The sequence below is a fragment of the Scytonema sp. PCC 10023 genome (assembly GCF_963920835.1).
Classification (GTDB): Bacteria; Cyanobacteriota; Cyanobacteriia; order Cyanobacteriales; family Nostocaceae; genus Kalymmatonema.
Genome location: NZ_CAWUDP010000002.1, coordinates 222,277 through 236,650 on the forward strand (window position 1 = coordinate 222,277; position 14,374 = coordinate 236,650).

The window sequence follows — 14,374 nt, forward strand, 5'->3', positions numbered from 1 at the left end:
CCGTTAGCCGGAGGACGAGCCACGGGTGCTATTTGAATGTATTTTAGCCGATCAAGCCCGGTTGATAAGTGTTTATTTATTTTTAGGTGTCTTTTGTTGCGAAATTGATAAACTATAGTTATGCTGTCCTTTGGATAAGTCTCCTACATATAAAGAGTAGTTTCCTGCCTGCCAATAACCAGAAATTTCTGGCTTGCCTCCAGAGTAGCTATCTGGTAAAACACAGAAGCGTCCACCTGGACCATCAATTAATAAAGTAGGCTGTCCACCACTTTCAACTGTTAATCGTAGGTAAGGCAGTGATTCTGTCACCTGGATAACTTGATTGGGTTTAGGGGCAATGTTGCCACAGTTGCTTTGGAGTGTTCCCCCAGATGTACCATTTACAATTAGCGGATCTGTCTGCAAATTAGAATTAATTCGCACAACTTGTGCCTCTACCAAATGAGCATTGGTCAGAACCAAACTGATCGCTAATGATGCGGGAACAACTTGAAATCGCGTACGCATCTTCATATTCTTCATATTATTGTTTTATTTTTTTGTTTTCTTGTTATGCTTCGGAGTTTTTTATAGCAATTATTGATACATATATCTTAAAGTGAAAAGACGATAACAAACTGTCTTTGTTCCAAACTAAACATTCTAAATTTTTCTTGGGCAGATGAATTCCTATATGGTTAAATATTAAAAAAATAAACATTGGTCAGAATGTCAGCTAGAAACTCAATTGGGACTCCACCCATAAAGGGATGGAGTTTCAACAAGAAAGAAAATTTTAGTATTGGTTTCGCCTAGAAGCAGCCAGTTCTTAAGGGGAGTCTTATCACCCACTTACACAGAACTAAAGCTGAGTTCTGAGTTCTTCTTTATAAATTTTTTAGGCAAAGGTAACACAAAAAGCTTGTCTAACTACCAACAGGGGTCTTTCAAACAAAGGTATTCGCTAAAATCACGCTAAAAACTATCAACAAAGGGATTTTGTTGGTTCGTTGTTCATAAGAGTGTTTAAGCTAAGGTAGAAACAAATGAATCCTCAACCAGAAGAAGACTTAAAGCGTCGCCTCGAAAAGCTAGAGGCTGAGATTAATACCTCGTATGTGATCACACCGTCACAAAAAAGAGTGAAGTCCTCTGAGTTTGGTTTTGCAAGCTTGGAGTCTCACTTGGTGCGATTTGTGACTTGGTTCAACAATCTGTCAGTCGTGAAAAAGGTTATAGTTTCTGGTGCTGCTTTGTTGTTGGGGTTTGCCATACTGCAAGCAGTCCTGAAACTCGTCGCTGCTGCGATCAGTTTGGCACTATTGGCAATATTAGTGTACCTTGGATACAAATTTTTAGTATCTAATAACTCTCAAAAAAAGCAGTAGTTTATTTTTAAACGTGCAGAGAGTGGCGTAGAAATAAAGTTAAAGGGAATTATCCAATGGCGACCCCAGGTGTGAGGAGAACGAATCAATCTAGTCAAGCTAAAGAACCGGGAAAATCTAACTCATTGCCTTTAGCAACTAGGCGCATTGCCGCTTGGGCAGTAGAAATCACACTGGTGGTTGCCAGTGGATTAGTGCCCTTTGGTATGGGTGCTTATGCCAATTCTAGAAGCGATTTGGATCGATCGCCACTCAACCCTTTGTTAGTACAAACGGAACGAGCGATCGCCCGCCCACTTGCTTTGCCTATCAGCTACGGTACCCGGAATGTAGCATCAATCACGAATTTTTTATGGACAATCGCCTTGCTCGCACCCCTGACAGTTTCGGGCTGGCAATTATATTTACTAGCGAAAACTGGAAGCACACTGGGGAAACGTCAGTTTGGGATTAAAGTTGTCAACGATCTTGGTAAACCGCCAGGTTTCAAAGCCGTTTTCGTGCGAGAAGGACTCGGTCGTTGGGGTTTACCGACGGCGATCGCTTATTTTCTGTGGCGCAACAGCTTCTTGTTTCCCAGTTTCGGTGCTTTTACCAGCTTGGCGACAATCATGCTTGTGTTAGAAGCGACTGGCTTCCCCTGGCAGCAAAACCGCCGCGCACTGCACGACAGGCTGGCAAGGACTTACACGATAGATGCCACCGAACCATTCACATCTCCATATAAAGATACCAAGCAGAGCCAATCTCCGTTGACCGAACCACATGAAGAAGCGGCGATCGCATCAATTGTGATCACTCCAGAAGAGCCAAGCCGAGAGTATTCCAAAGTATGGCAGTGGACGCAACAAAATCCAAACCAAACGCTGACCGCAGTTGCACTCCTGAGCATGAGTGCAGTTTTAGCACTTTTAGTAGGTACTCAAATATACATTCAGCAAGCGCAAACTCAACGTGCTGTCGAGCAGCGCAACAGCCAGCAGTTTCTTGCACTGATCAAACAGTTAACTCCCAACTCGACAGCGACAAACGACGAACGCCAGAAAGCAATTTTGGCTATGGGTACTCTCAAGGACCCTCAGGCAACCCAATACCTTGTCAACTTGCTGTCTAAGGAAACCAACCCTATCTTAGTTGAAACGATTCAGCAAGCTTTGGTCAGCATCGGACCGAATGCCATCCCCGATTTAAAACACATGAATCAGTACCTGAGTGGCGAGTTAGACCCAGCAAGAGGTAGCAAAGCTTTACCACGAGAAGTGCTACAAAAGCAGTTGCAAGCAAACCAGCGTGTCATGAATAAGATTTTGGCTGTCTACAACGGTCAAGCCAATGGCTCAGATCTAAGCAATATCAACTTAGGTCAAAACGGCTCTGAGCAAAGCTCCTTCAACTTGGTACTAGATAAAACTGATTTATGGGGAATTAGGTTCAAATCCGCGAACCTATCTTTTGGCAGTTTCAAAGGGAGTCGCTTCCGGGGAGGAGGCGAGGATGGTCGCTGGGATACCTACGACGATTGGATTGCTGATTTAACCCAAGCACGGATGAGGCAAGCTAATCTTACTGAAGCTAACCTCAGCCGTGTTTTGATGATTCGTACTGATTTAAGCCGCGCCATTCTCAATAAAGCTAACTTATCCAACGCACGCTTAACTGGTGCTAACCTCAGCAGCGCTCAGCTAGAGGGAGCCGATTTGGAAGGTGCTGTGCTGGAAAATACCAGCCTGACAGGAGCCAACTTGAGCAATGCACAGTTGAAAGACGCGGATTTGTATGCTGCTCGTCTGGGTCGCGTGATTGCAATAGGAACGCAATTGTCATTCGCCAACTTAACCAAAACCGATTGGCAAGGAGCAGACCTGACAGGAGCTTATTTAGATCATGCCAATCTCAGCAATGCCAACCTCAACGCCACTCGCCTTGCTAATGCTATTTTACGCTCTGCGAACATGGAAAATGCTAACTTGCGAAACGCCGACTTGAGCCTTGCAGATTTAAGGGGCGCGAATCTCACAGGAGCCGATTTTCAGGGAGCAATTCTTTCCCCTAGCAAACAAGACCAAGCAGAGCAATTTGTCCAAATCCCAGCTATAGGGGCAAAATCTGCTGTTGTCGATGGAGTGGATTTCACTCAAGTCAAAAATTTAGATCCCAGGCAAATAGCTTACATTTGTACTCAAGGAGGTATTCATCCTCGTTGCCCCTAGTGATTTGTTTCATTAATTCTAATGGGTTACAAGATCCCCGACTTCGTAAAAGTTGTCGGGGATCTGACCTCGGGGGTGACTTCTGACTAACAGAAGGTATAAAATCTACAATTAACTCAGCAATTGTGTGAGGAGCGGGCAAATGAAGCGTCTTCAGTACTTAGTATCACTTGTTTTGGCTAGTTTACTTTTAAGTTTTGCTCAATCTACCCAGCCAGCACAAGCTCAAGTCGCATATGGCAGCTATGTTGGTGTTGGTCCGGCAGTTGGTTTTGCAGATGGTGCGCGAGTCGGAGGAGTAATTGCTGCCCGCTATAAGCTTCTTGAAGTTCCCGTTTCTTTCCGCGCTCAGGCTTTCATTGGTTCAAATGTCGCCCTTGTGCCAACAGTTTCCTACGACTACCCCATCAACTGGCAAACTGATGCCTACATAGGAGCTGGGGTTGTTTTAGCTGGCGGTGATACACCTTCCCCAGTTGGCAATAAAATTGGTTTTGCCCTGCAACCAGGAGTTGATTACGTTGTTCCAAATAGCAATACGGTGATTTTTGGGAACGCTATCATTGCCTTTGACGCTGTCCGTGACGGCGGTACCGCTTTCTCCTTGCAAGGTGGGGTTGGTTTAAGATTCTAATTCATCAACATATTCAGGATGTAGAGGACAAAAGTAGGACAAAAGTCGTCTTAGGTGAACTCCGCAACAGAGGTTGAGGGGTTCTCACTTTAGCTATAAGTCTTTAAAGTTTTCAAAATACATACATTTTTCAGTAGCCATTAGCCTGAGATCTTGCTTTTTTCAGCAAGCTATGAGATATTGCTTACAAATACCACTATATCTATCTAATTACCGTAGTTTAAACTGCAAAATTGAGTAGCTTAGGTAGGGTGTTAAAGGAGCAGTAATGAAAATGGCAATGGCGAATAGAGCAACATCCTTGGTTGTCAGCATCGACGATTCAAAAAGTGTAACTTCCCGCTTATGGGAGCCTGTACAACTGGGTACAGCACTGCTTGTGCGGTTTTGGTGGTACAGCAAGGCTTATGGAACAGTTTTGATGATCGGATTACTGACGTTACTAAGTTTGGTGTTCTTGCGTATTCATTGGGCTTGCCGCAAGCTAGTGTTAGTTTCCATTCATCAAGGCGTTGCAGGACACAAATGGCATCCCACCAGCCGCAAGTTACTCGATTAACTCAGCTCAGAGCTGTGTCTTACCTAGCTCCCAACTGGTTCAATTTCTACGAAACCATTTTGGCTTATCTGGGTAGCGTTTTGGGAGTTGAAACACAGCTTTATCCAGGTGAATGCGACCCATTAGAAGACCCGGTACTCTTAAAAGACCAAGTGGATCTCGCCTTCATCTGTGGATTACCTTTGATTCGGTATTGCCAAGTTGTTCCACATCAGTTGCAACCGTTGGTTGCTCCAGTGATGCAAGCACCACGCTATCAAAACCGTCCCATTTACTTTTCAGATGTGATTGTGAATGCTACCAGCAACTTGGCAAACTTTGAGGATTTGGCTCTTAAAACAGTCTGCTACAATGACCCAGGTTCCAATAGCGGCTACAATTTGCTGCGCTATCGGTTAATTCAAGGCGGACATCCCAAAAACTTTTTTAGCAAGGCAATACAATCAGGTTCTCACCAGCGTTCAATTCGGTGGGTGGCAGACGGGTTGGTAGATTGTGCAGCAATTGACAGTGTTGTCTTAGAGCAGGAACTGCGCGACTTTCCGGAAATATCTCATCATCTGCAAGTTGTGGAAGTGCTTGGACCTTGTCCTATGCCGCCTTTGGTCGTGAGCCAACGTCTCGGTGCATCTGCCATTCAGCAGCTTCAGTTTGCTCTACTTCAGCCAGATGCAGAACTACAAGCCGCGATGGAACAAGTGGGAGTTCAGCGTTTTGCAGCAGTGAAGTTGGAAGATTACAATGTACTTGCGCAAATTTACAATGCGGTGTCGGCTGAATCGGTATTGTAAATTATGGATATCTTGCACTATTCTCGATGACTGCCCTCACCCGTCGTATGTAGAGACGTAGCATGCTACGTCTCTACAGCTGTTCTGGAGACAAACGACATTAGGGACTTCCAATAAAAAAAATCTCCAATTTGTAGTGATGCACCGAATATTGGTGGGTTACGGCGCAATGCAAGTCCTGCATGTAAAACCTCAAGTGTCGTGCGCCTAACCCACCCTACATAATGGATAATTTATTTTTTGGTACTTTCTTAATCTCAAGCAATTGTGCAATGAACTCTACTGTGCTTTTCACTTTGCAACAAAGCATCTAAATAAACTTGTTCAAACAAAGCTCGCTGAGCATGGCTACCACCAATCTTATGCAATAGAGGCAAGACAGGTTTTAGTTGAGCGATCGCCTCTAACCAGTCACCTTTTGCATGAGCAATCATACCTCTAGCAGCCGGAATTGTCACAACAGCCCAGTTTCCACGTAAATAGGGATTGACAGTGGTAGCGTATTTGTGCATACTGATTTGCATTTCGAGCAACCATTCGCTACGTCCTGCTCTTGCCAGTGCATAGATATAATGCAAGTCTTGAAAGGGCAATGCGTGTTCGTGAAGGCGGGGAAAAAGATATCCACTCAACTGTTGCCAACGTCCGCCGACATCAGCACCACGCAACTCCAAGCGTAACAGTAGGGCGATCGCCCCCACCTGGTCTTTTGGAGATTCTTTCTCGGCGCGTCCCCATACGTGAGTATCGTACAGCGTCAAAACCTTTTCTTCGTCGCCTCGTTCTAAGTAGTACAACGCCACGTGCCACCAATTGTGCGTATATAGCATAGAGTTGCAGTTTTGCCAAGTGTCAGCATGGGTTTCCATCCAAGCAATGCCTTCATCCACTCGTCCTTGAGTTTCCATCACATGAGCAATAGCATGATGCGCCCAAGGATCATGACGATTGAGAGTCGTTGCCATTCGAGCCATTGCTTCTGCTTCCCTCAGCCGATGACACTGTTCCAAACCAAACGCCAGCATACCGTACAGATAGTGATTTTCCTGATTAGCAGCAAGAACTTTTTCCGCAATTTTGAGCAATCTCTCTTTATCGCCCAAATAGAAGTAGTGATATTGTCCCTGTTGAACTGAGATCAAGTCAGTGGGAAAGTCTTGAGCAAGAGTCTCGTGTAGGGCGATCGCCCAGTCAATTGCTCCGGAAGCCCAAGCGGCGATCGCTTGTATGTATAACCGTTCTCGCTTTGTTATTTTTGCTAAATGCTGTTGAGCTGTTTGTAAATGGGGTGTGGCTTGCTTCCAAGCCGTAGCGTTTTCTTGACACAGGTAATGAGCAGCTGCATAGGCATGAATCAATGCACAGCTTGGATCTGCGGCAATTGCTCGTAAGATACAAGCTTCAGCATCCTTACCATAGCTGAGGGCTTGTTCGATGAAACAGTCAATGGCTGCGATCGTCTCTTTTGAGTCTGTTGTTACTTCAAGTCCTTGAGCGTCTTTTAGCATTGTTCATTCCTAGTTCAAGATTGGCTTTTCTCTTTCAACACCCGTTAACGCACGAAATTTTAGAGTCGATTCTTAATTAACGTGAGTTCGATGTATCCTGATTTGACCCCTCTCCAAACCTCTCCCCTACAAGGGGAGAGGCTTAAAAATCCCATTTTTATATAGCTCCTCCCTCTCCTACAAGGAGAGGGAGGTTGGGTGGGAGAGGTCATCGAACTCACGTTTAATTACACTAATCCTACCAAATAACCGTATTTTATTTGAGTATGTCACAGCCAATCTTCAAATGGCAAGAACAATGCAAGACTTACGCAAAAAACCCTCTGTTCTCTCTTCCTCTGGGTTCTCTGCGTCTAAAGCCCTTTGGGTATGCGCCTTCAGCGTAGTGCGGTTTATTTATTTCAAGGACAAGCAACCACCAATTCTGATCAGAGTATGGTGACACCAAGGTTGTTGGCAACTCGTTTGAGTTCTTCATCCAGTGTTGCAAGAGCGAATCCTTCACGCAGCGCAAGCTCTAAATATGCTGCATCGTAGGAGGTAAGCTTATGGGTTCGCGCAAGGGTAAGCACATCAGTAAATGCCTTCTCCCCAGTTTTTGCATCAACGGTAATGGGAAGACAGCCCAAGAGTCTGAGGAATTGAGTTATCTTTGCCTGATTGCTTCGTCCCCTTCGTTCACTTATCGCTAGGACATTTGCAATCTCCAGAAACCAGATGGATGGCACTTTTGCACTTCCTTGGGCAAGCCCCTCAAGTAGTGAGTCGGTAAATTCTGTTGCTTCGTCCTCAAAGCACCATGCCATGGCTATTGAGCAGTCAAGGACAAAGTTCATCGTCTGCCCTCGTTAATCATCTCTCGTACTGAGAGTCCTCCCAAAGTGTGCCCTTTGCGGAACTGCTTTAACTCTTCAATCACTGAGCGAACGTCACGCTGTTGGTTTTGATCCACGGGAACAAGTCGCGCAATGGGGACTCCGTGCTTTGTAATCACAAATTCTTCTCCCTTTGCAACTCGTTCAAGGAGCGCAGGAAGGTGCGTTTTTGCTTCGTATGAGCCTACTGATTCCATAATTCTTATTAGACTAGTCTAACGCTAGTCTAAATATTTCTTGGTGAGATGCGCAAGTTTCATAACTGCGATCGCCGAAACCGCTTACTAAGGAATGTGGATTAAATAACTTGCAAAATTCATAAGCTCCGTAGGCGCTCTTCTTTGCCCATGCGTGTCAAAAATCATGCTCAAACACTCAATTTACCGTCGTTTTAGATCCCCCAACCCCCTTAAAAAGGGGGCTTTGATTTTATTTCCCGCCTTTCTAAGGGGAGATTAAGGCTTGATTTTATTTCCCGCCTTTCTAAGGGGAGATTAAGGCTTGATTTTATTTCCCGCCTTTCTAAGGGGAGATTAAGGCTTGATTTTATTTCCCCCCTTTTTAAGGGGGGATTAAGGCTTGATTTTATTTCCCCCCTTTTTAAGGGGGGATTAAGGGGGGATCGAAAATCTAGATGGTACATCAAAAAATGGTCTAATGCTTGTCAATAATGACTTTGGGCTTAAGTTGATACCAATGGGCAAAACCTTGTGCCCCTACCCAAAAATTGGACATCAATCAATTTGCATTCCTAACCACCATTGCAAGATGCACGATTGAACCAGGGACCATGAGGTGTCATAGTGGGTGCTTGAGCCACCAAAATCACATCACCATTGCTATCCACCACCCAACCCTGTGCTTCCACAATCTCATCTGGTGCACTATTGACATTTTTGTGATTTTGTGTATAGCCTCTACTTCTGCGCTCTTGCGTCTCCCTGCTTGAAGCACCAGAAGAATTGTTTCCATCCTCTCCCAAGGACACCCAATCTACGTGCACATTGTTGCTTTTAAGAACTTCCCTAGGGCTGGGTGGTATGCCGCCGCGTCCGGTGATGATGAATTCACTTTGATTTTGTGCAGCTACATCACAGCCTTGTGCCAGTCTCGGTTCCTCAACTTCCACAGGCAAGTTGATTAATCCACGGTTGATCTCAACTTCTGGTGTATTGATATTTACTACTCCGTTTAAAGTCGGGTTGGTCTGAGAAATTGCGGTGATGTCGCTTGTGAGAAGGTTTTGTGGGTTTAGTTTGGTTGGGTCGTCAGTTCTCAATTGTCTCGCCAGGTCTTCTCGACTAAGTGGTGCTATGCCAAAAATACCAGTAGCATTGATTTGGACTCTGCCACCAGAACCTGTGAAAGCATTGGCGGTGATGTCGCTGTTTTCTTGCGGTTCGGCGACGATGAAGCCCGACGGAGCATTGATGGTGATATTACCGCCGTCACCAAAAGCCTGTGCCTTGCCTGCATTGGTGGATATTTGACTGTTGCGGCGCAGCTGTAATAAGTCCTGCACTTGTAGGTTAAGATTTCCGCCCTGACCTGAGTTAGTTTCAGATGTCAGTTTTCCTTTGTTATTCAGCAGGATGGAGCGAGCGGTTATGTTAAGTTCACCTGCTTTGCCTAGGTTAATTGCATCTCCTAAGTAGATTACATTCTCTTGCAACTTTGGCAATTGACTGCTCACATTTAGTGTAGCCCCGTCTCGGACAATCAATTGCCCTGTAGTGATTGTCATTTTTCCGGCATCTCCAGAACCTAGAGTCCTAGCAAACAAGCTACTGGGAAAACCTCTTGCTGAAGTTCCAATTAGCTCTATGGACTCGGAGGCATTTACGGTCAAATTCCCTCCTTTTCCTGTAGCTGGCTTAAATTGTGAGTTCTGTCTATCTCCACTAGACTCTGCTGAAATCTCTGCCCCACCTTGGATAAGCAGCCTCCCAGTGTTGATATGTACGTCACCCGCGTTTCCAGTAGCGGTGGTTGTACTAGACAATGCACTAGGACGAGTAAAAGTAATATCAGTATCTGTTATGGTAGAGCTACCAATCACCTCCACAGACTTGGAGGCGTTCACGGTCAAATTTCCCCCTGAACCCTCGCCTATTGTCATAGTTAATAATTGTGCGCCATCCCGAACAATTAATTTGCTAGTGGTAATCGTTAAATCTCCGCCATCTTTGACACCATTAGTTAAATTTATCAATCGCACATTACCAATTAGTTCCACAGACTTGCCTTGCACCTGGATGTTACCACTGCCATCGTTGCCACTGGCATCTACAATAGATGGAATTTCAGAACCATCAACTGTTCGCTGGATGAGTTGAATGTTCTGGAAATTCTGGACACCCTCATACCCCAAGATCCAACCTTGGTTTGTTGGGTTAAGACTGACCAAACTATTGCTAGCGACACTTCCTAGCTCAATTCTTCCCCTTGCTGCCGTTAAATTTCCGCCCTCCAGTGTCACATCACCGCCTACAATTGCCAAGGTTTTATCTGGCTGTACCTGTAAGCCAACGGGGTAACTCAGGATATTAGTTGTTCCACCTGGACTAGCTTGAGATTGATTGCGGATGGGTGCCGCAGTTGCTCCAAATTGCAAGCCAATGGGAACACTGACTGTCAGCAGGGGTATGGTTTGGGGATCTGTGGCACTAAACTTGGTATCATCGGCAAAGTTAAGACTACTGGCAGTACTAGCTAGAAATGAACCGCCAATGTTTAAAGAAGCATTGGGACCAAAAATAATTCCATTAGGATTAATCAGAAACAGATTGGCTATGCCGTTAGCTCTAAGTGTGCCATCAATATTAGAAATAGATTTACCTGTTACCCGGCTAATAATGTTGTGAATATCAAGTGCATTGTTAAAGTAAGCCGTAGTCGCAGTATGCACGGAAAACTGATCAAAACTGTGGAACAGATTACTTCCTGCGCGGGTTCCACCTTCAATAATTCTGATGTTGTTCTGTGTTGTTATGCGAGAATTATCAGGGAGAGTCGCATCTGGGGTAATTTGGGCGATAGCACAATTTGCAGAAACAGCTATTGCTCCACCTATTGCAACTCCTAGCGGTTTAAACCACCCTAAAAGAGTACTCATCGCGAATATTGCACTCCTTCATGCGAAGTAACTGTTGCTGAGTAACGGTGACACTGCAACTATATTACTTCATTTTTGGTATTAGATTACCGTAATATTAGTAGTCTGGGTTGAAGAACAAAACCCAGGCTACTGCTTCTAGTTTGAGTCGCTTTAAGTGTTAAAAAGCTGGTTTATTGAGAATGACAACAAAATGCTATGAAATTGCTAAACCGAAAATGACCTTTCTAAGCTAGTGTTAAGCTGTTCCACATTAAAATTGCATAATTTTTCGCCTGAAACGTTTGGCTGGCTTAACTCGTTCCGGAAAATTATATGTGGAACAGCTTATCACTTGTATTCTCAATAATTTTAGACAATAGCTATTGAGTTAACAATACCGTTAGGGCTTATTAGCAACTACAACAAATACACGAATTAATTCTGCAGCACAGTAATGTCACTCGCTCCTCACTCTTAACTTGCTCGTTACAAATAGCATCACTAAATTGAATTTTAGTTAGGTCGAGTATGCAGTCAAATTTCACAAATATGTTGTCTTGTATGCCATATTTTTGCAAAACATCGCCTAACTTAGAGTTATTCACAACATTTTTCAATTCGTCATGAATATCGTTTTTTAACTGCTTCATTTCTTCACAAGTCATAACTAGCTTCTCCTTGCAACCTGGTAGATTTATGAACTGATATTGCACTAATAACAGTGCGTGATAGTATGCTAGGAAAGTAGTTAACACTAAACACGTTTGCGCTTTAGCTTCACCGCCTTCCTTCTACTCCTTAATAAGCGCGAGTGAAATTAACTGATGCACTTTTGAGAGAAAAACTTGAAACGACCTTTTCGCTTCACGTCTAAATAGGTATAGGGGTTCTTAATTGATTGCAATACAACGTGTTCGTAGGGGCACAGCAATGCTGTGCCCCTACCATGTAGTGGATTCAACCGAAAATCGCTATAGTCGTCATTCAACAGAAGATGCTCATTTCTCAGGCAAGGGCGGGTAAGATATCCGCCCCAGTAACACATCTATCTTTCCTTGTGGAGCGATCGCCTTTGCCACTGCAATTCGGGGCGATCGCCTCGCCTGCTACCATAAAATTCCTCATTCCTTGAAACGCCGTAGCCTCTAAATGATGACTTAGGAGGTACAGGACTGGTATATCTTTGAAAGTACTTTATTTTCTATCTGGCTATGGCTTGCTTTGGATATGGTAACGACAACACCCACAAAAGCGATGCTCCGGAGGAGCCGCTGAGTCGCAAAGCGACACGCTGCGCGAACGCGAACGCCCCTTAGACAGTCCCCTACTTTGCGATTGCGATTCGGGGCAGTGGCAAAGCCAATCGCACCGAGTACCCCAACAGAGGCGATTGCGATTCGGGGCAGTGGCAAAGCCAATCGCGCTGATCAACAGATTCAACAGTTCTGGAGGTTAAGTCACAGCTAAGCGTTTCCTGGGAACTTTGACTTATTACTGTCGTCATTTCATACTAATGCAGGTCTATAGCGTTTTGCGATATCGCACACAGAGGAGAGTAGCTTGCAAAAGATTAACCGTACAGTTTTAGTATTAATTTACACGGTAAATCAACTCAGGAGTGAGAGCCAAGAAGCACATAAGATCCATAACTAACAAGTCCAGCAGGTGGGAACCGATGTCGTTCTTGGCGAAGAGTTTTAATTTTTGGTTAAAGAAAATAGATAATCGGAATCTGCCTTGTCACTCAGAAGTTGGTGGCTGTTGGATTGAGTTGAGCTTTGCAGCTGACTGTGGATTGATGCAATTACAGTTGAGTAGACAAGCATCCCAAATTCACAAATCCCAACTTTTTGATTTAAGTGGTTACTTTTTCACGAACAATATTAAGCAAAGTTAATCATAGCCAATGGAGTTGCAGTCTTATGGACTTGTATGGAGATGCATTAAACATACTTAAGGAAACGAGTCGAACATTTTACATCCCAATTATTCAGTTACCACTTGGCTTGCAAGAGGCGGTAGCGTCAGCATACCTGTGTTTGCGAGCTATTGACGAAATCGAAGACCATCCAGACCTAGATAACTTCACTAAGGCAAAGCTGTTACATACAATTAGCTTGACATTACAAGCAGGAGGTGATGGCTTTGCCGTGGATGCTTTCTACAAAGGCTTAAAGTCACATGAACATCTCCTACCAGAGGTTTCCCTGCGGATTCGAGAATGGGCAATACTTGCGCCTGCAACAATTGCACCTCGGATTTGGGATGCCACTGCGGCGATGGCTGACAGAATGGCTTACTGGGCGGAAACGAATTGGATCATCCGTAGTGAGTCCGATTTGGATCGTTACACATTTGGAGTTGCAGGTGCCGTTGGCTTGATGCTCTCAGATTTATGGGCTTGGTACGATGGGACGCAGACGAACCGTATCCATGCGATTGGGTTTGGTCGCGGTTTACAGGCGGTAAATATCATCCGCAACCACAGTGAAGACTTGGTGCGTGGGGTGGACTTCTTCCCCGAGGGTTGGAGTGTAGAAGATGTGCATCATTATGCTCGTCGCAATCTGGCGCTAGCAGATGCCTACACCAGCGCCCTTCCTGCAGGTCCTGCTTTGGACTTTTGTCAAATTCCCTTGACTTTAGCTTATGGCACTCTTGATGCTATGGCTAATGGCAAAAGTAAACTCAGCCGCAGTGATGTTCTTGCACTGCTTGACCAGTTGACTAACACAACCAAGTAAAATATCCGCCGTCAAGCATTTCCTTTACCGAATTCCACGGGCGTCCACTTACACCGATACCTCAATGAACTAGAAACTCTATTTCTTTAGGTCTGACTAAACGTCCCGAGGTTTTGCTCAACATTGCTCCTCGCACTTACTCACACACTTCTAAAATAGTTTCTTAGCAACAACCCAGCATTTGCCTCTCTATGCTGATGGCAAGCTGATGCAGAGTCTAGGGTAGCCGAACAATAAATCTTAATAGGACTAAAACGACTGATTTTGCAAAATTATTTTTTTCTCATTAAACCTCTTGATGGTATTTAAAAGATATACTCAGCCACAGTAACGTTTTGCACTGATTAAGCAATTCAATTGTCGCTCAGGAACGCCATTTCTTGAATATTCAAGTTTTCTGATGATTCAGATTGCCATAACTTATATCTGACTTTTCACGCCATGTGGAAAAATCCACGAAAAACCTAACCCCCTAGCCCCCTTCCCACCTCTCCCTAACCCTCTCCTAAAAGGAGAGGGAAGCGGAAAAACTTTTTTTGTTGTCAGGGGGAAAAATCAAAGCCTCTCTCCTCGTAGGAGAGAGGTT

At 44.5% G+C, this 14,374-nt stretch carries 11 protein-coding genes; 6 read left to right on the forward strand and 5 right to left on the reverse strand.

The genetic code is table 11. The features are described from left to right. Nucleotides 1–72: 72 nt before the first annotated feature. Nucleotides 73–516 carry a hypothetical protein gene (locus ACM0OZ_RS02345; protein WP_414581223.1) on the reverse strand — a complete coding sequence of 148 codons (444 nt, stop codon included), beginning with the start codon at nt 514–516 and terminating at the stop codon, nt 73–75. Between the two features lie 512 nt (nt 517–1,028). Here ACM0OZ_RS02345 and ACM0OZ_RS02350 point away from each other — a divergent pair. The 5 genes from ACM0OZ_RS02350 to ACM0OZ_RS02370 all read left to right on the forward strand — a co-directional run bounded on the left by ACM0OZ_RS02350 (nt 1,029) and on the right by ACM0OZ_RS02370 (nt 5,564). After that, nucleotides 1,029–1,370: a hypothetical protein gene (locus ACM0OZ_RS02350; protein WP_414581224.1), complete on the forward strand. Its 342-nt coding sequence runs from the start codon at nt 1,029–1,031 to the stop codon at nt 1,368–1,370. Between the two features lie 56 nt (nt 1,371–1,426). Continuing rightward, nucleotides 1,427–3,580 carry a pentapeptide repeat-containing protein gene (locus ACM0OZ_RS02355; protein ID WP_414581225.1) on the forward strand — a complete coding sequence of 718 codons (2,154 nt, stop codon included), beginning with the start codon at nt 1,427–1,429 and terminating at the stop codon, nt 3,578–3,580. Between the two features lie 142 nt (nt 3,581–3,722). Then, nucleotides 3,723–4,214, forward strand: a complete 492-nt coding sequence (locus tag ACM0OZ_RS02360; protein ID WP_414581226.1) for a hypothetical protein — start codon at nt 3,723–3,725, stop codon at nt 4,212–4,214. Nucleotides 4,215–4,488: 274 nt separating this feature from the next. Further along, nucleotides 4,489–4,773: a hypothetical protein gene (locus ACM0OZ_RS02365; RefSeq protein WP_414581227.1), complete on the forward strand. Its 285-nt coding sequence runs from the start codon at nt 4,489–4,491 to the stop codon at nt 4,771–4,773. Next, nucleotides 4,740–5,564 carry a phosphate/phosphite/phosphonate ABC transporter substrate-binding protein gene (locus ACM0OZ_RS02370; RefSeq protein ID WP_414581228.1) on the forward strand — a complete coding sequence of 275 codons (825 nt, stop codon included), beginning with the start codon at nt 4,740–4,742 and terminating at the stop codon, nt 5,562–5,564. The genes ACM0OZ_RS02365 and ACM0OZ_RS02370 overlap by 34 nt, the downstream gene beginning before the upstream one ends. Before the next feature lie 257 nt (nt 5,565–5,821). On the opposite strand, the gene ACM0OZ_RS02375 is transcribed toward ACM0OZ_RS02370, so the two are convergent. From ACM0OZ_RS02375 to ACM0OZ_RS02390, 4 genes are all read right to left on the reverse strand, one after another. After that, complete coding sequence (locus tag ACM0OZ_RS02375; protein ID WP_414581229.1) at nt 5,822–7,072, reverse strand: tetratricopeptide repeat protein; 1,251 nt, start codon at nt 7,070–7,072, stop codon at nt 5,822–5,824. A 428-nt stretch (nt 7,073–7,500) separates the two neighbouring features. Beyond that, complete coding sequence (locus ACM0OZ_RS02380) at nt 7,501–7,908, reverse strand: type II toxin-antitoxin system VapC family toxin (RefSeq protein ID WP_414581230.1); 408 nt, start codon at nt 7,906–7,908, stop codon at nt 7,501–7,503. Next, complete coding sequence (locus ACM0OZ_RS02385) at nt 7,905–8,144, reverse strand: type II toxin-antitoxin system Phd/YefM family antitoxin (protein WP_073630354.1); 240 nt, start codon at nt 8,142–8,144, stop codon at nt 7,905–7,907. Before ACM0OZ_RS02385 ends, ACM0OZ_RS02380 begins: the two co-directional genes overlap by 4 nt. A 554-nt stretch (nt 8,145–8,698) precedes the next feature. Beyond that, nucleotides 8,699–11,062 (reverse strand): filamentous hemagglutinin N-terminal domain-containing protein, encoded by a 2,364-nt coding sequence (locus tag ACM0OZ_RS02390; protein ID WP_414581231.1) that lies wholly within the window; start codon nt 11,060–11,062, stop codon nt 8,699–8,701. A gap of 1,904 nt (nt 11,063–12,966) precedes the next feature. Here ACM0OZ_RS02390 and ACM0OZ_RS02395 point away from each other — a divergent pair. Further along, a complete protein-coding gene (locus tag ACM0OZ_RS02395) occupies nt 12,967–13,788 on the forward strand; it encodes a squalene/phytoene synthase family protein (protein ID WP_414581232.1) in 822 nt (273 codons plus the stop codon). Nucleotides 13,789–14,374 lie beyond the last annotated feature (586 nt).

Excerpts from the sequence above, each read along its gene's own strand:
- ACM0OZ_RS02345 (WP_414581223.1), bottom strand. The coding sequence starts at position 516 with ATGAAGATGCGTACGCGATTTCAAGTTGTTCCCGCATCATTAGCGATC.
- ACM0OZ_RS02350 (WP_414581224.1), top strand. The coding sequence starts at position 1,029 with ATGAATCCTCAACCAGAAGAAGACTTAAAGCGTCGCCTCGAAAAGCTA.
- ACM0OZ_RS02355 (WP_414581225.1), top strand. The coding sequence starts at position 1,427 with ATGGCGACCCCAGGTGTGAGGAGAACGAATCAATCTAGTCAAGCTAAA.
- ACM0OZ_RS02360 (WP_414581226.1), top strand. The coding sequence starts at position 3,723 with ATGAAGCGTCTTCAGTACTTAGTATCACTTGTTTTGGCTAGTTTACTT.
- ACM0OZ_RS02365 (WP_414581227.1), top strand. The coding sequence starts at position 4,489 with ATGGCAATGGCGAATAGAGCAACATCCTTGGTTGTCAGCATCGACGAT.
- ACM0OZ_RS02370 (WP_414581228.1), top strand. The coding sequence starts at position 4,740 with ATGGCATCCCACCAGCCGCAAGTTACTCGATTAACTCAGCTCAGAGCT.
- ACM0OZ_RS02375 (WP_414581229.1), bottom strand. The coding sequence starts at position 7,072 with ATGCTAAAAGACGCTCAAGGACTTGAAGTAACAACAGACTCAAAAGAG.
- ACM0OZ_RS02380 (WP_414581230.1), bottom strand. The coding sequence starts at position 7,908 with ATGAACTTTGTCCTTGACTGCTCAATAGCCATGGCATGGTGCTTTGAG.
- ACM0OZ_RS02385 (WP_073630354.1), bottom strand. The coding sequence starts at position 8,144 with ATGGAATCAGTAGGCTCATACGAAGCAAAAACGCACCTTCCTGCGCTC.
- ACM0OZ_RS02390 (WP_414581231.1), bottom strand. The coding sequence starts at position 11,062 with ATGAGTACTCTTTTAGGGTGGTTTAAACCGCTAGGAGTTGCAATAGGT.
- ACM0OZ_RS02395 (WP_414581232.1), top strand. The coding sequence starts at position 12,967 with ATGGACTTGTATGGAGATGCATTAAACATACTTAAGGAAACGAGTCGA.